The organism is Arthrobacter sp. B10-11, from assembly GCF_033142195.1.
Classification (GTDB): domain Bacteria; phylum Actinomycetota; class Actinomycetes; order Actinomycetales; family Micrococcaceae; genus Arthrobacter; species Arthrobacter oryzae_C.
On sequence record NZ_JAWMTH010000003.1, the window covers coordinates 258867 to 279747 of the forward strand.

The following is a 20881-nucleotide window of genomic DNA, read 5'->3' on the forward strand; positions in this document are numbered from 1 at the left end:
TAAGGCCATGGCGGACGGAACGGAACAAGACCACACAGGAATAGCCGACGACCTGCTCCGCAAACTTGCGGCAGTCCGCGGCGTGAGCACCTCCTTCCGCGGCTGGGACGGCGCGGAACACCCGGTCGCAGCGAAAACCCTGCACGGTGTTTTAACGGCGCTGGGGGACCGGACCGGAACCACGGACGAGATTCAAAGCACCCTGCGTGATGCGGAGCTCGAGCCATGGCGGCGGCTGCTGCCGCCGTCGGTCGTGTCCAGGGAAGGGCGCGAAATAAACGTTGCCGTATTCGTCCCGCACGGAACGCCTGTCAGCGTTTGGGCGGTGACTGAGGACGGAACGCGGGTGGAGGCCGAGCAGCGCGAGGACTGGGAAGAGCCGCGCGACGTGAACGGCGTCCTTAAAGGGCGCGCAGCATTCGCCCTTCCCGGCGATATGCCACTGGGCTGGCACACCCTGCATGCCGAAGCGGCCGGGGAAGAGGCTGAATGTGCCCTCATCATTACCCCCGAGCGGCTCGGGACCACCCGCCGCCTGGCATCCGAACGCCATTGGGGACTCACGGCCCAGCTGTATTCGGTCCGCTCTTCCCGATCATGGGGCATCGGTGACTTCGCCGACCTGGCGGACCTGGCCGCGATTGCAGGACACGACGGCGCCGGTTTTGTCCTGGTGAATCCCCTGCACGCAGGTGAGCCCCGGCCCCCCATCGAAGACTCGCCCTACCTGCCCACCACCCGCCGCTTCTTCAATCCCCTTTATATCCGCGTCGAGGACGTGCCGGAGTACGCCTACCTGGAGCCTGCAGCCAGGACGAGGATCGAAAACAACGCCTCGTTACTCCACGCTGCCAATACGGCCGACGGCCTGCTCGACAGAAACGCCAGCTACCAAGCCAAGCTCGAGTCGCTGGAGCTCATCTTCACGGTCCGCCGCAGCCCCGCCCGGGAGCGCATGTTTGAAAACTTTTGCGCAGCGGAAGGCAAGGGCCTGGACGACTTCGCCCTGTGGTGCACCCTTGCGGAGCGGCTTCCGCCCACGGCGCCTGAGTGGTCCGGAGAAGCGTCGTCCCCGAACACCCCGTATTGCGACACCGTGCGGGAAGAGCATGCGGACCGGATGGAGTTCTACCGCTGGATGCAGTGGATCTGCGACGATCAGCTGGCCACTGCACAGCGGACGGCCAAAGAGTGCGGGATGGCCATCGGGATCGTCCATGACCTGGCGGTGGGCGTCAAGACCTCCGGAGCCGATGCCTGGATGCTTCGCGGCGAGCTGGCCCAGGGCGTTACCGTAGGGGCCCCGCCGGACGTCTTCAACCAGCAGGGGCAGAACTGGACCCAGCCGCCCTGGCACCCCGGACGGCTTGCGGCGTCGGGCTACAAGCCCTACCGCGACATGCTCCGTACGGTACTCCGCCATGCAGGCGGCGTCCGCGTGGACCACATCCTGGGCCTCTTCCGGTTGTGGTGGATCCCGGAAGGCGCCGGACCGGACGAGGGCACATATGTGTACTACGACCATGAAGCACTCATCGGCATTCTGGCACTTGAGGCGCAGCGGGCCGGCGCGACGGTTGTCGGCGAGGACCTTGGCGTGTTCGAGCCATGGGTCCGCGACTACCTGGCGGAGCGGGGCATCCTGGGCACGTCCATCCTGTGGTTTGAACACAATGACGCAGGTCCGCTGCAGCCCGAGGAATACCGCCAACAGTGCCTGACCAGCGTCAACACCCACGACCTGCCCCCGACGGCGGGTTATCTCGCCGGGGAGCACGTCACCCTCCGCGAATCGCTGGGACTCCTGCTGCGTCCTGTCGAGGAGGAAAGGGCGGAGGCTGCAGCCGAACAGGAGTCCGTACTTGCCCTTCTCCGCGAACGGGGGCTGATCCCTGAACCGTCCGGAGGCATTCAGAGAACGGTTGAAGCCCTCTATGCCTTCACCGCCTTGACGCCGTCGGCCCTGCTGGGTGTGGCCCTCGTGGACGGCGTCGGGGAAACCCGTACGCAGAACCAGCCCGGAACCGATGCGGAACACCCCAACTGGCGCATTCCCCTCGCCGGGCCTGACGGCCCGGTTCTCATTGAGGACCTGCCCCGGAACGGCCGGTTCAATTCGTTGGTGGGCGTCGTCCGGGAGGCGCTGAGGCCGTCGGGCTAAAGGTTGCCTGCTGACTCAGCGTTCGGGAACCGGCGGATGCTCCGGATCAGCGCCCGAAGGGCCAAGGATCCGCAGTGCCTGGTTGTGCGCTTCAAGCTCTTCGGGGGCCATGGTCCGCCCGCGCAGGAAGCCCGCGTCGGAAATAACCCGGCGAAGCTCCGAAAGCGTTCGTGGCGTGCTCACGCCGAGGTGCGCCATGGCGTGGCAGTTCGCGCACAACGGAATCAGGTCCGTGACCGGATCGAGTCGATAATTGCTGCCCAGAAGCGATGGCGGCACGGTGTGGTGGACGTCGATGAATTCCGTGCCGGCGTCCCCGTAGGCGATCTCGAAGGAGAAGCCGCAGGCCGCACAACTGGTTCCGAAGTGTGCGATGCAGGCACGGCGCGCCTCCGGATCCCGTTCATACCGGTTCGCTCCGACGGTGCTGACGGCCCACGCGGGGTACGTCCCGGGCGCCGGCAGGGTCGGGTCCGGAAACAGCGCGGGGCCTTTCAGGCGCCAGAGGTCACGGATCCGGGCTTCCGCGGACGGATCCAGGCCCTGGCCGTGGCGGATGTGGTTCCAGCCCACGTCCGGGAGCGCGTGCCTGAGTAGGTCCGGCCCGAGATGGTCACCGAGGGGCAGGAGGGAATCGAAGGCCACGAGCGGCCGGGAGAATGCCGTGCCGGCAGCGGCTGTCGGCGGAACACTGCAGGGCTCCGCCGTGATCACCACGCCATGCCCCAGCAGGCCCGTCCCATGCTTTCCCCTCACCAGCAGCCACGCGTCCGAACCGGCGGCCGCACCGGCGGCGGGCCACTCGCAATGGAACCGTCCGGTTTCGTGTACTTGCCCGACGGCGGCGGCATAGTTCCAGCCCTCCCGGCGGTCCGGGTTCCACAGCAGGAAGATGGCAGTCATGCGCCCTTGCTTTCAAGGAAACCGCGGACTTTACACGCCGAGGACATGGTGCTCCAGCACATAGTCTGCGATCGCCATTGCGGAGGTCGCCGCGGGGGAGGGGGCATTGCGCAGGAGCGTCACCGGACCCACTTTTTCGATGGCGAAGTCGTCCAGGAGGCTGCCGTCCAGCGACCACGCCTGGGCGCGGACGCCAGAGGCGGTTTTGGCCGTGAGGTCCTCGATGCTGAGTTCCGGGATAAACCTCCGCGCCTGCTGGAAATACAGCGGCTTGATCAGCGACGCCGCGATTTCCCTGGCACCCATCCGCCAGTGTTTCCTGGCCAGGGCCCTCGCACCCGGCCACATGATGGACGCGGCAGTGTCCCGGAACGACATCTTGTTCCAGCCGTAACCTTCGCGGGCTAGGGCAGGGACGGCGTTCGGACCCACATGGACGGTGTTGTAGACGCCGCGCGTGAAGTGGACGCCCAGGAAAGGAAACCCTGGATCCGGCACCGGATAGATCATCCCCCGGACCAGATATTGCTTGGCCGCTGACAGGCCCCAATACTCGCCGCGGAAGGGCAGGATTCTGGGCGCCGGAGCAGCGCCCACCAGCCCGGCGACCACGTCGGACTGCAGACCGGCACAGACAATCAGGCGATCGAACACGAACTCGGCCTGCGTTGTGGTGACGCGGACTTCGGCATGCCCGGACGTGATCGCAGTGGCCTCGTGGCCGAAAATGATCCGGCCTCCGGCGGACCGGATGTCCTCGGCCATGGCTTCCGTGATGGCCACGAAGTCGACGGCGGCAGTGTGTGGCGAGTGAAGCGCCGCCACCCCCGCAACGTGCGGTTCGACGTCGCGCATTGCTTCCGGACCGAGACGCCGCAACCCGGGCACGCCGTTCGCGATGGAGCGGCTCTCGATGTTCGCCAGGGCAGGAAGCTCGTCCTCAGTCAACGCGACGACAAGCTTGCCCAGTTCCCGGTACGGCAGGTTCCTCTCCCTGCAGTAGTCCCGCGTGAGCACCCGGCCGCGTTGGCACAACAGGGCTTTCAGCGAGCCGGGGGCGTAGTAGAGGCCCGCATGGACCACCCCCGAATTGTGCCCGGTCTGGTGTGTGGCGACCCGCTGTTCCTTCTCAAGGACGGTGACATCCGCCAGGCCGCGCGTGCTGAGGGCGCGCGCCATGGCGATCCCGAGGATGCCGCCGCCGATGATGCCGATACGCTCAGTCATTGATTCGGGTTTTCCGCCGGGTTCCAGCCGATTCCCGCCCAGTCACATCCATTCATGCCGCCGTAACGGCGGTTCGGCTCCGCCGGGGCGTTGGACCAGTACCTGGTTGACGCCGGTCAGGCCGCTCTCGAAGCCGAGTGCGCTGGCGGCCATATAGAGCCTCCAGATGCGCGCCCGCCCGGGGCTGCTGGCGCCGACTGCCTCCTCCCAGTGCTCCTCCAGGTTGTGCACCCAGGCGCGGAGGGTAAGTGCGTAGTGTCGCCGCAGCGCCTCGACGTCGAGCACTTCGAACCCGCCGGTCTCCAGCGCGCTGATCATGTCGGCGAGGCTGAGCATTTCGCCGTCGGGAAACACATAACGGGGTATGAACGAGTCCGGGTCCGGGCTTGTGGGGCCCGCATTCCACGAGATCGCATGGTTCAGCAGCCTGCCGCCGGGACGCAGCAGGCCATGCAGCGTGGAGACGTAACGGGATATTTGCTCGCTGCCTACGTGCTCGGACATGCCGATCGAACTGATCGCATCGTACGGACCGTCGTCCACGTCGCGGTAGTCCTGTACCCGGATGTCGACGCGGTCGGTCACGCCGGCGTCGGCCACGCGCTTGCGGGCGAGCCCCGCCTGCTCGCTTGAAAGGGTGACGCCCACGACGTCGACGCCGAAACGCTGGGCGGCGTGGAGCGCGAAGCTGCCCCAGCCGCACCCGACGTCCAGTACCCGCATTCCCGGCTGCAGGCCAAGCTTGCGGCACACGAGGTCGATTTTGGCCTCCTGGGCAGCCTCAAGACTGTTTTGACCGCCACGTCCGTCCGGCTGGTCGCTCCAAACAGCGCAGGAGTAGACCATCGACGGGCCGAGCACCAGGGCATAGAAGTCATTGCCGACGTCGTAATGATGTGAGATCGCAGCGGCATCGCGGCTTTTCGAGTGGCGCCGGCCGTGTCGATGGATCCTGGCCTCCTCCGGTGGCGGAGCGGGACTCGGTCCGATCGCGCCCGTCCGGACTGCGGTCTTGAGGAGGGCCAACGCTTCCTTGGCCGACAGCGGGGGAAACGGCCCGGGTTCGGCGAACTTTCCGGCCGAACTCAGCGCGGCGAAGCTGGCGAAAATATCACCGGGTGCGTCTATGTCCCCGGCTACATATGCCCGGCTGAGACCCAACTGCCCGGGCGACCACAGGATTCGGCGCAGCGCCCGCCGGGAACGGAACTCGAGCACCGGGGCGCCGTCCGGACCCGCCTCCGATCCGTCCCAGGCGCGCAGGCGTAACGGGATCCCTTCAGTGCCGAGGACTATGGCCAGCGCTTCGGCCAGCCGTGATGCCACACCTGTTGTCTTCGCCATGTGCACTGCCTCTCATTCCACAACGAAACTGCTGCCTGCCGGTCCTCATCTCCTGGCTGCGGGAGGGCTGCCTGCGCCCCGCCGCACCTGTAGTTGTTCAATCTATGGTGCAACCTCACCCGGTGTCTTGGGCCTAACGACACCCCCGGAGCCAGCCCGCAAAAAACAGTCGACCAGCCTGCACATTGGGAGGACGATTAATTGGGAGGACGATTAAAGGGCATTCACTATGAGGAGGTCAGTGATGTGCTATCCGTATAACAAGGAATTCCGGAGGGACGCTGGAAAAGAGGAATCGCGGAAGCCGGAGAAGCAGCCGGAACCGCGTGTGGAGGCGAAGGACTTCAAGTTCTGGGCCTTCCCGCGACGGGAACGGAAGTTCACGGGTTCGGAACCGGTAGTGGACCGGACTCCCGAAAAGGTCTAACGGAACCTGGACAAGGGATAAGGAAAAGGCCCCGCATGGCGGGGCCTTTTTCCTGGTTCCCGGCGCCTGGCTTAGAGATCTTCCTGGGAGAGCGCCTTGGTTTCAGCCGGAGTGGGGCGTCCCAAACGTTCATCGAGGGCAACACGCAGCTTGGCTGCGGCAACCTGGACCCGGTGCTCGGAAGGGGTCAAATGCCTGTCGCGGGGCGTGGACACGTGACGGGGCGTGCGGGACTTCTTTTGTTCCGGTGTGCTGGTGCTCATGGCCTTCCCTCCTCCGTTCGATCCGTGGTCGTTGTTCCATTGTCGCCGATTGGTTCCCCTGAGTCCACGGCGTCGACGTCCTCGTCCCATGTGCCGCCCTCGCCGTTGGCCTCCGTCACCGATTGCCAGGCAATGTCCAGCAGCTCAAGTTCTTCTTCACGCGCGAGGTCGCTTCGCGCCAGCACGGCGAGGGACGCCAGGCCAATGGCCTTGGCATCCTCGTCTGCCTCCAAGGCCTTGTCCAGTGCCCACTGCGTGCGCTTCCACCATTCGGCGCGGTCGTCAGCCCGCGTTTTTTGCCTCAGCGCCTGGGCGTCCGCCACGGCTTTTTGACGCAGTGTCCGCCAGCCAATGAAGGCAGCGAGGACGGCGCCCGCCAGCACCGCCAGTGGCCCCAGCGCGGCCACGATCTGCCACCACTCGGCAGGGGCGGAGAGCGCAGCTTCAAGAGGGGCCGGGGACAACTTCACAGACCCAGCCTAGGCCGTGCACACCGGCCGGGCGGGTATTTGCGCAGCCGCCGCCGCGAGTCTCCTGATTGGTCGCGCCATTCGCCGGTACCGTTATTTTGGGGGTGCATGACATGGAGAACGGCGTGACGGACCGGCTGTGGGACAGGGACGTGCAGGAGTTCATAGCTGCCTGCCGCCAGGAGAAGCTGAGCGATATTTCGGTAAGCCAACTCGACACTGAAAGCGGACAGTCGCTCTTGTCCGTTTCGGCAGCCTACCGGTCCAGGAAAGGGCGCATTCTGCCCGTCGGTTACCGGTGGACGAAGTCACGATCGGGCCCGATGGGGGAGGTCTACATCGGTCGGGCGAACGCGCCGGCCGGGCTGGAGCTGGACGGACTCTTCTGGTTGGCCCTGAGGTCCGGCCTCTGGGTTGAGCGGCGCCACGTCGCCTTTGCACTGCTGGCTCTGACTGATCTTCAGTCAAAAGCCGACGGCGTCCGCGTGCGGCTGCAGCTCGAGTACCTCAAGGTACTTGGCGGCAATGAACCAGTTGCACAAGCGCGGGAGCTGACCCTGCAAACACTCAACGACCTCGCTTTTCTGTACGGCACCCGTTCTACGCCAACAGCCTGAGCTGAACACCGCATCACGAAGGACACGACGATTCCACCCCGCAGCTCCAAAGTACTGACCATTGCGACCGCCTTACTCCTGCTGGGAGGACTGTCCGGCTGTGACGCCGCAGCATCCGCCGGCGCTGCGATTGCCAAAACCCTCCGGAGCGCAGCACCCCACCCTGGTGCGGAGGAGCCGGTTCCCCAACCGGCAATAGGCCCGGAGGAGGTTGCTGCTGCAAACGCCCAGCTTGGCAATATCCCGGTGAAGGGGCGCGCACCGAAGACCGGTTATAGCCGCGACCAGTTTGGCCCGGCCTGGGCGGATGTGGACCGAAACGGCTGTGACACACGAAATGACATCCTTGCCCGGGACCTGACCGGCGAGACATTCAAACCGGGGACCCGCGACTGCGTCGTGGCAAGCGGCATTCTGGCCGACAAGTACACCGGTGCAACCATCCGGTTCGTCCGCGGTCCGGATTCCAGTTCAGCGGTGCAGATCGACCACATCGTTCCGCTGTCACTGGCCTGGCAGACCGGCGCCCAGCAGTTCAGCGCCGAGCAACGGAAGCAATTCGCCAACGATCCGCTGAACCTCATGGCGGCCGACGGCCCGGCGAACTCGGCCAAGGGGGACAGTGACGCCGCCTCCTGGCTGCCACCGAACAAGTCCTTCCGATGCGAATACACTGCCCGCATGACCGCGGTGAAGGCGAAGTACAAGCTATGGGTCACCCGGCCGGAGCGTGACGCGATCCAGCGCGTCCTGGCCGCCTGCTAGCTCGGGTGAGCCTGGGACTCGCGGGTTTGGAGACAGAAAAAAACCCCCGGAATCCTTGGATTCCGGGGGTTTTCCCTTGTGCGCGGAGGGGGACTTGAACCCCCACCCCCTTTCGAGGACTAGCACCTCAAGCTAGCGCGTCTGCCATTCCGCCACCCGCGCAGGTGGTAATTCGGAGATCGTTTCCGCCTTTCAGCGTTTTGGATTTCTCCGAAGCAGCGAGAAAGACTCTAGCACGACTTTTCGGGAAACAAATAATCGGGGGTTGAAGGGGGCTTGTAGGTAGGCTGAAGCCAGCAATCAAGCCGCCCCCACGAGGAGTGAAACATGACTGAAGTACGCCCCGAGGATGAAGTCGTCAGGATCTGCCAGGAACTGATCCGGATCGACACTTCGAACTACGGCGACGGAACAGGTCCGGGGGAGCGTGCGGCCGCTGAATACACCGCCGGCCTCATCACCGAGGTGGGGCTGGATGCGGAGATTTTCGAATCGGCGCCCGGCCGGGCCAACGTGGTGACCCGGATTGCCGGGGAGGACCCCTCGGCCAGCGCCCTCGTGGTCCACGGACATCTGGACGTGGTGCCGGCGCTCCGGGAGCAGTGGTCGGTCGACCCCTTCGGCGCCGAACTGAAGGACGGCCTGATCTGGGGCCGCGGAGCGGTGGACATGAAGGACATGGACGCCATGATCCTCTCAGTCATGCGGAACTTTGCCCGGACCGGACGCAAGCCTAAGCGGGACCTGATTTTCGCCTTCTTCGCCGACGAGGAAGCGGGCGGCACCTACGGCGCCCGTTACGCCGTCGAAAACCGCCGGGAACTCTTCGACGGCGCCACCGAGGCAATCTCCGAAGTCGGCGGCTTCTCCGCCACCATCGGCGGCCAACGGACGTATCTCCTGCAGACTGCCGAGAAAGGCCTCTCCTGGTTGCGACTGGTGGCCCACGGCCGTGCCGGCCACGGTTCGCAGATCAACACGGACAACGCCGTCACGCGCCTCGCCAGCGCGGTGTCCCGAATCGGTGAGTACAGGTGGCCGGTGGAGCTGACACCCACCACCCGGCAGTTCCTCGACGGCGTGACGGAACTCACGGGCGTGGAGTTCGACCCGGACGATCCGGAAAAGCTCCTCAAGGAACTCGGAACCGTGGCGCGGTTCGTGGGAGCCACCCTGCAGAACACCACCAACCCGACGCTGCTCAAAGGCGGATACAAGCACAACGTCATTCCCGAGTCTGCTGAGGCCCTGGTGGACTGCCGGACACTTCCCGGCCAGGAACAGCAGGTGCTCGAGATCGTCAAGGAACTCGCCGGCACCGGGGTCGAGGTTTCCTACGTCCACAACGACGTCTCATTGGAAGTGCCGTTTGCCGGCAACCTGGTGGATTCCATGATCGACGCCCTGCACGCCGAGGATCCCGGTGCCAAGGTCCTGCCCTACACGCTGTCCGGCGGGACGGACAACAAATCCCTCAGCCGGCTGGGCATCACCGGCTACGGCTTCGCCCCGCTGCAGCTTCCCGATGAACTGGACTTCACGGGCATGTTCCACGGCGTGGACGAGCGCGTGCCGGCCGACTCCCTCAAGTTCGGCGCCAGGGTCCTGGACAGGCTACTGACCACCTGCTGATCCCGCCCGTTCCCGAATGACCAGAGACGCCCCCGGAAAGCCAGTCCATGACTCCTGACCAGATCCTTACCGAGCCCTTGCTGGAGCGCATCCGCGGCCGCGCCGCCGGTTACGACCGGGAGAACGCATTCTTCACTGAGGATCTGGAGGAACTCGCCGCAGCGGGTTACCTCAAGATCTTTGTGCCGGCGGCCGACGGCGGGCTGGGCCTTGGGCTAGCAGCGGCAGCCCAGCTGCAAAGGAGGCTGGCGACGGCGGCGCCGGCCACCGCACTGGCCATCAACATGCACCTGGTCTGGACCGGCGTCGCGCATGTCCTGGCCGCCCGCGGCGATTCCTCGCTCGATTTTGTCCTCCGGGAGGCCGCGCAGGGAGAGATCTTCGCGTTCGGCAACTCGGAGGCCGGCAACGACTCGGTGCTTTTCGATTCACAGACCGTTGCCACGCCGCATGCGGACGGCAGCTACACCTTCACCGGGCGAAAGATTTTCACCAGCCTTTCCCCGGCGTGGACCAGGCTCGGCATCTTCGGGAAAGACGGTTCGGCCCGGGGCGGCGAGGGGGAACTGGTCCACGGCTTCCTCGGCAGGGACGCTTCCGGCTACGAAATCCTCGAAGACTGGGACACGCTCGGCATGCGGGCCAGCCAGTCCAACACCACGGTGCTGCATGGCGCCGTGGTGCCTGCGGACCGGATCTTCCGCAAACTTCCGGTAGGACCGAACGCGGACCCGCTGATTTTTGCCATCTTCGCCTGCTTCGAGACGCTGCTGGCGGCGGTCTACACGGGAATCGGCGAACGGGCTCTCGCCCTGGGTGTTGAGGCCGTGAAGCGGCGCACGTCCTTGAAGAATGGGGGGCGCAGTTATGCTCAGGACCCCGACATCCGATGGAAAGTGGCAGAAGCGGCCATGGCGATGGACGCGTTGTATCCGCAGCTTGCGGAGCTGTCGCGGGACGTTGACGGGGTAGTGGACCACGGCAGCCAGTGGTTTCCCAGGCTTGTGGGCCTGAAGGTGCGGGCCACGGAAACAGCGCGCACGGTGGTGGATCTGGCAATCAGGGTGTCCGGCGGATCGAGCTACTTCCGGGGGTCCGAACTGGAACGGCTCTACCGCGACGTTCTCGCGGGCATGTTCCACCCGTCGGACGACGAATCAGCGCACAACACGGTGGCCAACGCCTGGCTGGGACGGCTGGAGACACCGTAGGCGGCCGGACGGGACGTCGCGCCGGGCAGCTGACGCCGGCAGGTGACCTAGACAGTCCGCTGGACCTGAATGACTTTCCGGCGGAGCCAGAAGCGCCGCCCGCCACCCAGGTAGAGGACGCTGCGCTCCAGCTCCCACTTGCCGTACTCGGAATGTTCAACCAGGCGCCGGCGGGCCTCCGGGAGCGAATCCTCAGGACTGACCGTCAGTACGAGGTACTCGTACTGCCTCGCGTAGTCCCGCTCCCGCTGGACTGAACTGCTCAGAAAATGTTCTTTCATTGCTCTCCATTTTCGTCTTTTTCCGGCTAACGTGAAGTCATGAGCATCGATCCGCGTGTCGCGCTTCAGTCACTGACCACAGCCCTTGAAGAACACCTGATCGCAGCCTCCGCCCGGCGGGGCGAAGGGGACCCAACGGTCGAAGCGGCTTTCTTTGCCGTAGCCGATGCCTTCGAAGTTTATGACGATTCCCTCTACGAGGCATATGGCGAAGTGACTCCGCTGGAGGTCATTGACGACGTGGAAGACGACGACGATGACGAGGATGCCGAAGAAGACGAAGAGCTGGAAATCGTCGACGACTAAGTCGCCAGGCAACCAGGAATCCGACTGCTCACTCCGCGGCTGTTCACTCCGTCCCTGAGACGTCTTCCAGCGCCCGTGCGATTTCCGCGGGCACATGGGTCAGTTGGGAATCCAGGATCTCTTTCAGTTGCACGGGGGACCTGGCTCCCACAATCGCGGTGGCCACGCCATGCTGAGACAACAGCCAGCTCAGGGCAACATCGATGGGGGAGCGGCCAAGACCCCGCGCGGCCATGGCGACCGCTTCCACGATCCTGGACGCAGGCTGCTCCAGATAAGGTTCCACGTAGCTGGCCAGCCGCTTCTGCGCCGCCCGGGATTCGGCCGGTATGTGCCCCCGGTACTTCCCCGTGAGGACCCCGCGGCCCAGCGGTGCCCAGGCAAACAGGCCAAGGCCGGCGTCCTCAATGGCCGGAATGAGCTCGGACTCGGGCTTCCGCTGCAGCAACGAGTACTCCGACTGGCTGGCCACCAGCGGGAAGCCTGCAACCGCCGCGGCCTTTGCCGTCTGCCATCCGTTGAAGTTCGATACTCCGGCGTAGCGGGCGCGGCCCGTTCGCACCGCAAACTCGAGGGCCGACAACGTCTCCTCCAGGGGGACGTTGGCATCCCAGGCCTGGGCAAACCAGATGTCGACATAATCGGTGCCCAGCCGGGCCAGGCTGGCATCGAGGCTGGAGAGCAGGCCGTTACGCGACGTATCGACGCTCCTGCGGCCGTCCGACGTCGAGATTCCGGCTTTGGTGGAAATCACCACTTCAGAGCGGGAGACGACGTCACCCAGCATTGAGCCGAGGAGTGCCTCCGCCTGGCCGTCGGCGTAGGAGGCGGCCGTGTCGACCACGGTTCCGCCGGCGTCAACGAACGTACGCAGCAGTTCGGAGGCATCCTGCTCATCCGTCTCCCGTGCCCACGACATGGTTCCCAGGGAGAGTGAGGACACGCGCAACCCACTGTTGCCGACATAACGCTGCTGCATAGCAGTTAGCTTACGGGGATTCACCCTGCTCCATGACGTAGGGTCTATAAACGTGAACTGGTTTGAAGCGGCCCTGCTGGGTCTTGTCCAAGGGCTGACCGAATTCCTCCCGATTTCCTCAAGCGCCCACCTGCGCATCATCGGCTCGTTCCTGCCGAACGCAGCGGACCCGGGGGCGGCCTTCACCGCCATCACCCAGCTCGGAACCGAGACGGCTGTAATCGTCTACTTCTGGCGGGATATCGTACGGATCGTCAAGGCCTGGTTCGGCTCGCTGACGCGGCGCGTGCCCTCGGACGATCCGGATGCCCGCATGGGTTGGCTGGTGATTCTGGGCAGCCTGCCCATCATTGTCCTCGGCCTGATCTTCCAGGACCAGATCGAGTCGGTCCTCCGCAGCCTGTGGATCGTGGCCACCATGCTGATCGTCTTCGGCCTCATCCTCGCCGTGGCAGACGCCGTGGGCCGCCAGGAACGCGACCTGACTGCCTTGACGTACAAGCACGGCATCTTCTACGGGTTCGCGCAGGCCATGGCCCTTATCCCTGGTGTGTCGCGGTCCGGCGGAACCATCACAGCCGGCCTCCTGATGGGGTACACCCGCGAAGCCGCAGCCCGGTATTCGTTCCTCCTTGCAATCCCCGCGGTGTTCGGCAGCGGCCTCTACCAGCTGTACAAGGTGGTGTCCAAGGACGGCATCACCGGCCCCTACGGCCTGCCCGAAACAGCACTGGCCACAGCCATCGCCTTTGTCGTTGGCTACGTCATCATCGGCTGGTTCCTGAAATTCGTTTCCACCCGGAGCTACCGGCTCTTCGTCTGGTACCGCATTTTCCTCGGCCTGGCGCTGTATTTGCTGCTCGGTTTCAATGTCATCAGCGCCTAGCACTAGGCTTGGCCTGTGAAATCCTGGATCTCCCGCCCCGTACCTCAGCTCCCCGGCCGCATGTCCGCCGTTCGGATTTTCGACACCGCCGAGAGGGCCTACAGCACCCTTGAAGCCACGGGTGAACAGTCACTGTACGTCTGCGGCATCACCCCGTACGACGCAACCCACATGGGGCATGCGGCCAGCTACGTCGCCTTCGACCTGCTGAACCGGGCATGGCGGGACGGGGGCCAGCGGGTTGCATACGTCCAGAACGTGACCGACGTCGATGATCCCCTGCTCGAGCGGGCAACAGCCACAGGCGTCGACTGGCGCGAACTGGCCGCAAGCCAGATTGACCTTTTCCAGACCGACATGGCCGCCCTTAACGTCCTGGCGCCGGACCACTACGTCGGAGCGGTCGAATCCATCCCGGACATCGTTCCCCCCATCGAACGACTCCTAAGTCTGGGGCTCGCCTATCGCGTCACAGGCACTCCCGATGAACCCGACGGAGACGTCTACTACGACGTCGAGGCTGCCAGCAAACAGTCAGCCGACACCGGCGCCTGGACCCTGGGATCCGTGTCGGGGCTTTCCGAAACCGAAATGCTGGAGCTGTTCGCGGAACGCGGCGGCGACCCGGGCCGCCGCGGCAAGCGGCAGGCCCTGGATCCGCTGCTCTGGCGCGTGGCCCGCGAGGGTGAACCCAGCTGGCCCGGCGGCAAACTGGGCGACGGCCGCCCGGGTTGGCACATTGAGTGCACCGTCATTGCGCAGAAATACCTGCCGGCACCGTTTACCGTCCAGGGCGGGGGATCGGACCTTATTTTCCCGCACCATGAGATGGGTGCGGGACACGCCTACTCGCTGGCGGGCGTTCCCCTGGCCCGGCATTTTGCCCACGCCGGAATGGTGGGCCTCGACGGCGAAAAAATGAGCAAGTCCAAGGGAAACCTGGTCCTCGTGTCCAAACTCCGCGCCGCCGGCGAGGAACCCGCGGCCATCCGCCTGGCAATCCTCGCCCACCACTACCGCAGTGACTGGTCCTGGACCGATGCCGGCTTCGCCGAAGCCAAGGACAGGCTCGCCCGGTGGCGTGGCGCCCTGGCCATGGCCCCGGAAGGGTCAGCCGCGGCCCTCATCGCCGAGATGCGGAACGAACTGGCCGACGACCTGAATGCTCCGGGCGCCGTCGCGGCGGTGGACCGCTGGGCAGCAGACGCGCGCGCCCGCGCAGTTGCCGGCTCGCCCATGGACCAGGCCCTGGTCAGCGACGCCGTCAACGCGCTTCTCGGCGTCGAACTCTAGGCTTCGCGCCGAACTCCAGGCTTTCGGACCCTACTGTTTGTCCTTGCCGCGCCGCTTGAGGTACCGCTCGAATTCGCGGGCAATCGACTCACCGCTCGCTTCCGGAAGGTCAGCGGTGTCTTTCGCTTCTTCCAACTGCCGCACGTAGGCCGCGATCTCCGGGTCCTCGGTGGCGAGCTCATCCACGCCGCGCTCCCAGGCGTCCGCTTCCTCCGCGAGTTCGTGCGTGTCGAGCGGCACCTGGAGCAGCTCCTCGATCCGGTGAAGGAGGGCAAGCTGAGCCTTGGGCGAGGGGGCCTGGGCGACGTAGTGCGGGACGGCCGCCCAGAGGGACACTGTAGGCAGGCCCGCCAGCAGTGCCACTTCCGAAAGCACTCCGACGATTCCCACCGGACCCTCGTACTGTGAGGCCTCAAGGTTCATCCGTTCGCGCAGGGCGCTGTCGTCCGTCGACGTGCTCACCGGGATGGGTCGGCTATGGGGCACGTCCGCGAGCAGGGCGCCCACAAGGATGACGTAGTCCACGTGCAAGGCTTCGGCATGGACAAGCAGCTCAGCCGTGTACGCACGCCATTTATACGACGGCTCCGTACCCTGGACAAAGATCACATCGACATTCGCGTCCGGGGCGCTGGCCTTGTAGATCCGCGTGGACGGCCATTTGATCTTGCGCTCCCCGGATGAGGTCCGGCGGATGGTTGGCCTGGTGAACTGGAAATCGTAGTATTCGTCTGCGTCAATCGAGGCCACTTTCTTGCCGCCCCACAATTTGTTCAGGTACCGAAGGGCATCGCTCGCCGCTTCGCCGGCATCGTTCCAGCCTTCGAAAGCGGCGAGCATCACTGTGATGCGCTGGCCTTCGGGCACGGGCTGCAACAGCCGCTCCGGCTCGGGCGTGGCACCCGGTTCGCTGGTGTCTCCCTCGAAGCTATTCATTTCTTCACCCTACGTCCAAGACGCCGTCGGGTGCATGAAATGAAGCCCCACTAATCTTGGCCGCGCCGCAGCCGGAGCCCCCGGCGGGGCTCCGCCGGGGCCCGCGCCGTTCCGGCATCCTGCAGGATATTCGCCATGGGCGTACTGCAGGGCTGCGGCCGATTGCTTCACCGTAGACTTGGAGCTATGCGATCCTCAGCCTCCCAGCCACTTCTTAAAGCCGCGTTATGGGACATGGATGGCACCATCGTCGACACCGAACCGTACTGGATCGAAGCGGAGCACGCCCTCGTTGCAGCCCACGGGGGACAGTGGTCCCACGCCCAGGCCATGCAGTTGGTGGGCCAGTCCCTGGTGTTCTCGGCCGGCGTCCTCCAAGGGGCCGGTGTGAAGCTGGAGAAACGGGAAATCATCGACACCCTCACAGCCCAGGTCGTTAGCAAAGTCCGTGCCTCCGTTCCCTGGCGGCCAGGGGCGCGCGAACTGCTGGACCAGCTCCACGAAGCAGGCGTCCGGTGCGCCCTGGTGACGATGTCCGAAGGGCCTCTGGCGCGCGAGGTCGTAGCGGCGCTGCCGAAACCCTATTTCGAGTTCCTGGTGACCGGCGACACCGTAACCAACGGCAAGCCCCACCCCGAGGCATACCTCAAGGCAGTCGACCTGCTGCGGCAGCAGGACCCGGACCTCACCATCCACGACTGCGTAGCCCTGGAGGACTCGGCCCCGGGCGTGGCAGCCGCCATGGCGTCCGGAGTCGTGACCGTGGCAATCCCGCACATCGTTCCGCTGCCTGCCGATCCGGCGCGGGCCACGTGGCATACCCTCGAAGGCCGCACCGTGGCCGATCTGCAGCAGCTCGTGGCCGCGCGCGGCGACTTCCCGGCCGGGGACGCCGGCCTGGAAGACTCCATGGTCCGGAGCCACGGCCTTGACTGAACCAGCTGGCGGCAGGAACCCGAAGGTCACCACGGGCCGCAGGGAAGGCATATCACTGGGCCGCATCGCGGGTATCCCGGTGGTCCTGGCCTATTCGTGGTTCATCATCGCAGCGTTCACCGTGATTGTGTATGGGCCCGTACTCGAGCGCCAGTACCCGGACATGGGCGTTGCGGCCTACTACGTGGCCTTCGCGTACGCCCTTCTCCTGCTCATCTCCGTGCTCGTCCACGAGCTCGCGCACGCCCTGACGGCCAAGATCTTTAACTGGCCCACCGAGAAAATCGTGCTGAACCTCTGGGGCGGCCACACCCAGTTCGAGGGCTTCACCGCCACCCCCGGACGCTCGGTGCTGGTGGCGATGGCAGGGCCCGCCGCGAACCTGCTGCTTGCCGGGGCCGGCTGGCTGTTCATCATCGCAACGGATCCCTCCGGCGTAACGGGCATCCTGTCAAACATCTTTGTCTGGGCCAACCTGCTCATCGGCATTTTCAACGTCCTTCCCGGGCTTCCCCTCGACGGCGGACGCCTTGTTGAGTCCGCCGTCTGGAAAGCCACCGGCAGCCAGGAAAAGGGCACGGTGGCCGCGGGCTGGGCGGGCCGGATCATCGTTATTGGGCTGGCGGCCTGGTTCGTCCTGCTCCCGTTGGCTCGCGGCGACCGCCCGGACGTGTCGCTGATGCTTATCACGGTACTGGTGGGCAGCTTCCTCTGGATGGGCGCTTCGGCCTCCATCCAGCACGGGCGGCTCCGCAGCCGGCTGCACCTCGTCAACGCCGCCGCCCTCGCCGAACCGGCGCTGGGAATACCGGAATCGTCCACAGTGTCCGATGTCCTGCAGCTGGCCCCGCAAGGGACCCCGGTCATTGTCCTGTGCGGACCGGACGGCCGGCCGGCACGAATCGTCTCCGACGCCGCCGTCGCCTCCGTCCCTGCAGGAGCGGCGGCCACGACGCCCGCCACCGCCGTGTCGCATGCCCTGGGTGCCGGCGCGTATGTGCCCGAGTGGTCCCAGGGCCAGGAGCTCGTACAGTTCCTCGCCCAGCTCGAAGGGCAGGAGTACGCAGTGGTGGATCACCACGGCAAAGTGACCGGCCTGCTCCGCCAGTCAGCCGTGGTGAGCGCCATTACAGGCAAAGAATTGCGCCGCGGCGGGCAAGCCAGGGCACAGAACCGGTAGAGTTACCTGCCGGTCGTGAAATACCGGCGCCCGGGGCCGGCAGCCGGTGCCCGGCCGTCCTGATGCACGGCCACCCAGGTTTACAAAAGCGAGGAATATTCCATGAGCAGCGAAACTGCCGCCAATAACATCACGCCGGGCGACGCCGTCGGCACCGCAGGCAGCACCGGGGCAGTGCCGGTGGGCGCTGCCCGGCGCCGGGGACCGTTCCGCGAAGGCGAGCGTGTGCAGCTGACTGACGAACGCGGCCGGATGAACACCATCTCCCTTGAGGCCGGGGGAGCATTCCACACGCACCGCGGCTTCCTGAACCACGATGAAATCATTGGCAAGGTCGACGGATCAGTCGTAACCAACAACGTGGGCCAGCAGTACCAGACGCTCCGTCCGTTGCTCTCGGATTTCGTGTTGTCCATGCCCCGCGGCGCCGCTGTGGTTTATCCGAAGGATGCCGGCCAGATCGTCACCATGGCGGACATTTTCCCGGGCGCGCGCGTGGTGGAGGCCGGTGTGGGTTCGGGTGCGTTGTCGATTTCGCTGCTGCGTGCAGTAGGCGACAACGGCTATCTGCATTCCTTCGAGCGGCGCGAGGAATTCGCGGACATTGCCCGAGGCAACGTGGAGACGATCTTCGGAGGTCCGCACCCCGCGTGGAAGATTTCCCTCGGCGACTTCCAGGAAGAAGTGGTTCGCAGCGAAGCTCCCGGGTCCGTGGACCGGGTGGTGTTGGACATGCTGGCACCGTGGGAGTGCCTTGACGCAGTGGCCACGGTCCTAGCCCCCGGCGGCGTGTGGATCAACTACGTTGCCACTGTGACCCAGTTGTCCAGGACCGCCGAAGCGATCCGCGCCGACGGCCGCTTCACCGAACCTGATGCCTGGGAATCCATGGTCCGCGGATGGCACCTCGAAGGCCTGGCCGTACGTCCGGACCACCGCATGGTTGCCCACACCGGCTTCCTGCTGGTCACGCGCCGGCTTGCCGACGGCGTTACCGGCATCTCGGTAAAGCGGAGGCCTTCCAAAACTGACTTCAACGAAGAGGACGTCAACGCCTGGACGCCGGGCGCCGTGGGCGAGCGGCTTGTCTCCGACAAGAAACTGCGCCGCGCCGCCCGCGATGCCATCGCCGGAACCCACGTCAAGGACGATCCGGAGGTTACGAACTAGTCCGTATTTCGGATGTCTCCAGCAGTACCCGGCTTCTTGGGGCTAAGGTCTTAATAGAAGCGCAGGAAGGGGCTGATGCATGATGGAAACTCCGAATAACGATTCCTCATGGACACCGGACGAAGCCGTGGGGGCAGAGGAACCTGAGAATGCCCGCTACGTGGCCAACGAACTCTCGGTTGCAGACCGGCAGGTAAACATCCTTCGGGACAAGCTGCGGCACATAGACCGCCAGCTTGCTGCCGCAACGCAGAACAACTCAAAACTGGTGGGCATGCTGGAAACCGCGAAGGCGGAAATCCTGCGTCTGAAGAACGCCCTGGACCAGGAAGGCCAGCCGCCTTACAGCTTCGGCACCATTCTGCAGCTCAACCCCAGGCGTCAGGCCACTCCCGGGAACAGCGGACAGGCTGCCACGGAGGAATCCGTGGACATCTTCAACGCCGGCCGCAAAATGCGCGTCGGGGTGAGCCCGCTCGTCAATATGAACCATCTGGCCGTCGGGCAGGAAGTCCTCCTCAACGAGGCCCTGCTGGTGGTGGCAGGTCTCGGATACGAACGGGCCGGCGAACTCGTGACGCTCAAGGAAATGCTGGGCTCGGACCGTGCACTGGTGGTGGGTCGGGCAGACGAGGAGCGCGTCATCCGCCTGTCCGGGGCGCTGATGTCGGAAAAACTCCGTGTGGGCGACGCCCTCTCCATCGACTCCCGGACGGGCTACGCCCTCGAAAAGGTTCCCCGCTCCGAAGTGGAGAACCTCGTGCTTGAAGAGGTCCCGGACATCACGTACGAGGACATCGGCGGCCTCGGCCCGCAGATTGAGCAGATCCGGGACGCCGTGGAGCTCCCGTTCCTGCACCCGGACCTTTACCGCGAACACGGGCTCAAGGCTCCCAAGGGAATCCTGCTCTACGGCCCGCCGGGTTGCGGAAAAACGCTCATCGCGAAAGCAGTGGCCAATTCGCTGGCTGCCCGGGCTGCCGAGCGCACCGGAAACGTGGACCTGAAGAGCTACTTCCTCAACATCAAAGGTCCGGAGCTCCTGGACAAGTACGTGGGCGAAACGGAGCGGCACATCCGCCTGATCTTCTCCCGGGCACGGGAGAAGGCGTCGGACGGGAGCCCCGTCGTCGTATTCTTCGACGAAATGGATTCCCTGTTCCGCACGCGCGGCACCGGTATCTCATCCGATGTCGAAACGACCATTGTGCCCCAGCTCCTGAGCGAGATCGACGGCGTTGAACGGCTCGACAACGTCATCGTCATCGGTGCGTCGAACCGCGAGGACATGATCGACCCGGCCATCCTGCGGCCCGGCCGGCTGGACGTTAAGGTCAAGATCCAGCGCCCGGATGCAGAGGCAGCCGCGGATATTTTCTACAAGTACATCACCACGGACCTTCCGTTCCACGAGTCCGACCTCGCGGAACACGGCGGCGACGTCCAGGCAACCGTGGACGCCATGATCCAGCGGACCGTCGAAGCGATGTACTCCACCGAAAAGTCCAACGAATACCTTGAGGTGACATACGCCAACGGGGACACCGAAATGCTGTACTTCAAGGACTTCAACTCCGGCGCCGTGGTGCAGAACGTGGTGGACCGTGCCAAGAAGTACGCCATCAAGGATCTGCTGACCTCGCAGCAAAAGGGCATTCGCATCGACCACTTGCTGCGCGCCGTCGTCGACGAATTCCGCGAACATGAGGATATGCCCAACACCACCAACCCGGATGACTGGGCGCGCATTTCCGGAAAGAAGGGTGAGCGCATCACCTACATCCGCACCATCGTCCAAGGCAAGGCAGGGCAGGAGCCCGGGAAATCCATCGAGACAATGCCGAGCACGGGCCAGTACCTGTGACGCCGCGCAGCGGACGGGTGCCGGGCGCCC

The 20881-nt window shown here is 65.1% G+C and carries 21 protein-coding genes and 1 tRNA gene; 13 read left to right on the forward strand and 9 right to left on the reverse strand.

The window, feature by feature from the left end:
• Positions 1 to 7 precede the first annotated feature (7 nt).
• A complete protein-coding gene (malQ, locus tag RW112_RS11100; protein ID WP_317781815.1) occupies positions 8 to 2161 on the forward strand; it encodes a 4-alpha-glucanotransferase in 2154 nt (717 codons plus the stop codon).
• Between the two features lie 15 nt (positions 2162 to 2176).
• Here malQ and RW112_RS11105 read toward each other — a convergent pair whose 3' ends face one another.
• The 3 genes from RW112_RS11105 to RW112_RS11115 are packed head-to-tail and all read right to left on the reverse strand — an operon-like array spanning position 2177 to position 5635.
• Entirely contained in the window at positions 2177 to 3064 is an 888-nt protein-coding gene (locus RW112_RS11105; protein WP_317781816.1) for an HNH endonuclease, read from the reverse strand.
• 30 nt (positions 3065 to 3094) lie between these two features.
• On the reverse strand, positions 3095 to 4291 hold the full coding sequence (lhgO, locus tag RW112_RS11110) for an L-2-hydroxyglutarate oxidase (protein WP_317781817.1): 1197 nt from the start codon (positions 4289 to 4291) through the stop codon (positions 3095 to 3097).
• Positions 4292 to 4333: 42 nt separating this feature from the next.
• Entirely contained in the window at positions 4334 to 5635 is a 1302-nt protein-coding gene (locus tag RW112_RS11115; RefSeq protein ID WP_317781818.1) for a class I SAM-dependent methyltransferase, read from the reverse strand.
• A gap of 244 nt (positions 5636 to 5879) precedes the next feature.
• On the opposite strand from RW112_RS11115, the gene RW112_RS11120 reads away from it, so the two are divergent.
• Entirely contained in the window at positions 5880 to 6062 is a 183-nt protein-coding gene (locus tag RW112_RS11120; protein ID WP_317781819.1) for a hypothetical protein, read from the forward strand.
• Positions 6063 to 6133: 71 nt separating this feature from the next.
• Here the strand turns inward: RW112_RS11120 and RW112_RS11125 are convergent, their stop codons facing one another.
• Entirely contained in the window at positions 6134 to 6325 is a 192-nt protein-coding gene (locus RW112_RS11125; RefSeq protein ID WP_305941059.1) for a hypothetical protein, read from the reverse strand.
• A complete protein-coding gene (locus RW112_RS11130; RefSeq protein ID WP_317781820.1) occupies positions 6322 to 6795 on the reverse strand; it encodes a hypothetical protein in 474 nt (157 codons plus the stop codon). The genes RW112_RS11125 and RW112_RS11130 overlap by 4 nt, the downstream gene beginning before the upstream one ends.
• Positions 6796 to 6908: 113 nt before the next feature.
• Between RW112_RS11130 and RW112_RS11135 the strand changes: the two genes are divergently transcribed.
• Positions 6909 to 7412 (forward strand): hypothetical protein, encoded by a 504-nt coding sequence (locus tag RW112_RS11135; protein WP_317781821.1) that lies wholly within the window; start codon positions 6909 to 6911, stop codon positions 7410 to 7412.
• Between the two features lie 246 nt (positions 7413 to 7658).
• Positions 7659 to 8177: an HNH endonuclease family protein gene (locus RW112_RS11140; RefSeq protein WP_317781822.1), complete on the forward strand. Its 519-nt coding sequence runs from the start codon at positions 7659 to 7661 to the stop codon at positions 8175 to 8177.
• 79 nt (positions 8178 to 8256) lie between these two features.
• On the opposite strand, the gene RW112_RS11145 is transcribed toward RW112_RS11140, so the two are convergent.
• Positions 8257 to 8339, reverse strand: a tRNA-Leu gene (locus RW112_RS11145).
• Between the two features lie 165 nt (positions 8340 to 8504).
• On the opposite strand from RW112_RS11145, the gene RW112_RS11150 reads away from it, so the two are divergent.
• Together RW112_RS11150 and RW112_RS11155 are read left to right on the forward strand one after the other, a co-directional pair.
• Positions 8505 to 9809 carry a M20/M25/M40 family metallo-hydrolase gene (locus RW112_RS11150; protein WP_317781823.1) on the forward strand — a complete coding sequence of 435 codons (1305 nt, stop codon included), beginning with the start codon at positions 8505 to 8507 and terminating at the stop codon, positions 9807 to 9809.
• A 47-nt stretch (positions 9810 to 9856) separates the two neighbouring features.
• Entirely contained in the window at positions 9857 to 11020 is a 1164-nt protein-coding gene (locus RW112_RS11155; RefSeq protein ID WP_317781824.1) for an acyl-CoA dehydrogenase family protein, read from the forward strand.
• A gap of 47 nt (positions 11021 to 11067) precedes the next feature.
• Here the strand turns inward: RW112_RS11155 and RW112_RS11160 are convergent, their stop codons facing one another.
• Positions 11068 to 11301, reverse strand: coding sequence for a DUF5703 family protein (locus tag RW112_RS11160; protein WP_028269225.1), 234 nt, complete (start codon positions 11299 to 11301; stop codon positions 11068 to 11070).
• A 39-nt stretch (positions 11302 to 11340) separates the two neighbouring features.
• Here RW112_RS11160 and RW112_RS11165 point away from each other — a divergent pair, with 39 nt between their 5' ends.
• Positions 11341 to 11607: a hypothetical protein gene (locus tag RW112_RS11165; RefSeq protein WP_317781825.1), complete on the forward strand. Its 267-nt coding sequence runs from the start codon at positions 11341 to 11343 to the stop codon at positions 11605 to 11607.
• 43 nt (positions 11608 to 11650) lie between these two features.
• On the opposite strand, the gene RW112_RS11170 is transcribed toward RW112_RS11165, so the two are convergent.
• Entirely contained in the window at positions 11651 to 12586 is a 936-nt protein-coding gene (locus RW112_RS11170; protein WP_317781826.1) for an aldo/keto reductase, read from the reverse strand.
• Positions 12587 to 12638: 52 nt separating this feature from the next.
• On the opposite strand from RW112_RS11170, the gene RW112_RS11175 reads away from it, so the two are divergent.
• Both RW112_RS11175 and mshC read left to right on the forward strand, forming a co-directional pair.
• Positions 12639 to 13472 (forward strand): undecaprenyl-diphosphate phosphatase, encoded by an 834-nt coding sequence (locus tag RW112_RS11175; protein ID WP_317781827.1) that lies wholly within the window; start codon positions 12639 to 12641, stop codon positions 13470 to 13472.
• A gap of 15 nt (positions 13473 to 13487) precedes the next feature.
• Complete coding sequence (gene mshC, locus RW112_RS11180; protein WP_317781828.1) at positions 13488 to 14765, forward strand: cysteine--1-D-myo-inosityl 2-amino-2-deoxy-alpha-D-glucopyranoside ligase; 1278 nt, start codon at positions 13488 to 13490, stop codon at positions 14763 to 14765.
• Between the two features lie 30 nt (positions 14766 to 14795).
• Here mshC and RW112_RS11185 read toward each other — a convergent pair whose 3' ends face one another.
• Positions 14796 to 15701: a PAC2 family protein gene (locus RW112_RS11185; RefSeq protein WP_305941092.1), complete on the reverse strand. Its 906-nt coding sequence runs from the start codon at positions 15699 to 15701 to the stop codon at positions 14796 to 14798.
• 186 nt (positions 15702 to 15887) lie between these two features.
• On the opposite strand from RW112_RS11185, the gene RW112_RS11190 reads away from it, so the two are divergent.
• The 4 genes from RW112_RS11190 to arc all read left to right on the forward strand — a co-directional run bounded on the left by RW112_RS11190 (position 15888) and on the right by arc (position 20851).
• Positions 15888 to 16637: an HAD family phosphatase gene (locus RW112_RS11190; protein WP_317781829.1), complete on the forward strand. Its 750-nt coding sequence runs from the start codon at positions 15888 to 15890 to the stop codon at positions 16635 to 16637.
• Positions 16630 to 17817, forward strand: coding sequence for a site-2 protease family protein (locus tag RW112_RS11195; RefSeq protein WP_317781830.1), 1188 nt, complete (start codon positions 16630 to 16632; stop codon positions 17815 to 17817). Before RW112_RS11190 ends, RW112_RS11195 begins: the two co-directional genes overlap by 8 nt.
• 102 nt (positions 17818 to 17919) lie before the next feature.
• The gene (locus RW112_RS11200; protein WP_317781831.1) at positions 17920 to 18987 is read left to right on the forward strand and encodes a tRNA (adenine-N1)-methyltransferase; all 1068 of its coding nucleotides are present in this window, start codon (positions 17920 to 17922) and stop codon (positions 18985 to 18987) included.
• A gap of 82 nt (positions 18988 to 19069) precedes the next feature.
• Complete coding sequence (gene arc, locus RW112_RS11205) at positions 19070 to 20851, forward strand: proteasome ATPase (protein WP_317782187.1); 1782 nt, start codon at positions 19070 to 19072, stop codon at positions 20849 to 20851.
• Positions 20852 to 20881 lie beyond the last annotated feature (30 nt).

Excerpts from the sequence above, each read along its gene's own strand:
- RW112_RS11105 (WP_317781816.1), bottom strand. The coding sequence starts at position 3,064 with ATGACTGCCATCTTCCTGCTGTGGAACCCGGACCGCCGGGAGGGCTGG.
- RW112_RS11190 (WP_317781829.1), top strand. The coding sequence starts at position 15,888 with ATGCGATCCTCAGCCTCCCAGCCACTTCTTAAAGCCGCGTTATGGGAC.
- arc (WP_317782187.1), top strand. The coding sequence starts at position 19,070 with ATGGAAACTCCGAATAACGATTCCTCATGGACACCGGACGAAGCCGTG.
- RW112_RS11120 (WP_317781819.1), top strand. The coding sequence starts at position 5,880 with ATGTGCTATCCGTATAACAAGGAATTCCGGAGGGACGCTGGAAAAGAG.
- RW112_RS11150 (WP_317781823.1), top strand. The coding sequence starts at position 8,505 with ATGACTGAAGTACGCCCCGAGGATGAAGTCGTCAGGATCTGCCAGGAA.
- RW112_RS11185 (WP_305941092.1), bottom strand. The coding sequence starts at position 15,701 with ATGAATAGCTTCGAGGGAGACACCAGCGAACCGGGTGCCACGCCCGAG.
- RW112_RS11165 (WP_317781825.1), top strand. The coding sequence starts at position 11,341 with ATGAGCATCGATCCGCGTGTCGCGCTTCAGTCACTGACCACAGCCCTT.
- malQ (WP_317781815.1), top strand. The coding sequence starts at position 8 with ATGGCGGACGGAACGGAACAAGACCACACAGGAATAGCCGACGACCTG.
- RW112_RS11115 (WP_317781818.1), bottom strand. The coding sequence starts at position 5,635 with ATGGCGAAGACAACAGGTGTGGCATCACGGCTGGCCGAAGCGCTGGCC.
- RW112_RS11170 (WP_317781826.1), bottom strand. The coding sequence starts at position 12,586 with ATGCAGCAGCGTTATGTCGGCAACAGTGGGTTGCGCGTGTCCTCACTC.
- RW112_RS11160 (WP_028269225.1), bottom strand. The coding sequence starts at position 11,301 with ATGAAAGAACATTTTCTGAGCAGTTCAGTCCAGCGGGAGCGGGACTAC.
- RW112_RS11125 (WP_305941059.1), bottom strand. The coding sequence starts at position 6,325 with ATGAGCACCAGCACACCGGAACAAAAGAAGTCCCGCACGCCCCGTCAC.
- RW112_RS11155 (WP_317781824.1), top strand. The coding sequence starts at position 9,857 with ATGACTCCTGACCAGATCCTTACCGAGCCCTTGCTGGAGCGCATCCGC.
- RW112_RS11135 (WP_317781821.1), top strand. The coding sequence starts at position 6,909 with ATGGAGAACGGCGTGACGGACCGGCTGTGGGACAGGGACGTGCAGGAG.
- lhgO (WP_317781817.1), bottom strand. The coding sequence starts at position 4,291 with ATGACTGAGCGTATCGGCATCATCGGCGGCGGCATCCTCGGGATCGCC.
- RW112_RS11200 (WP_317781831.1), top strand. The coding sequence starts at position 17,920 with ATGAGCAGCGAAACTGCCGCCAATAACATCACGCCGGGCGACGCCGTC.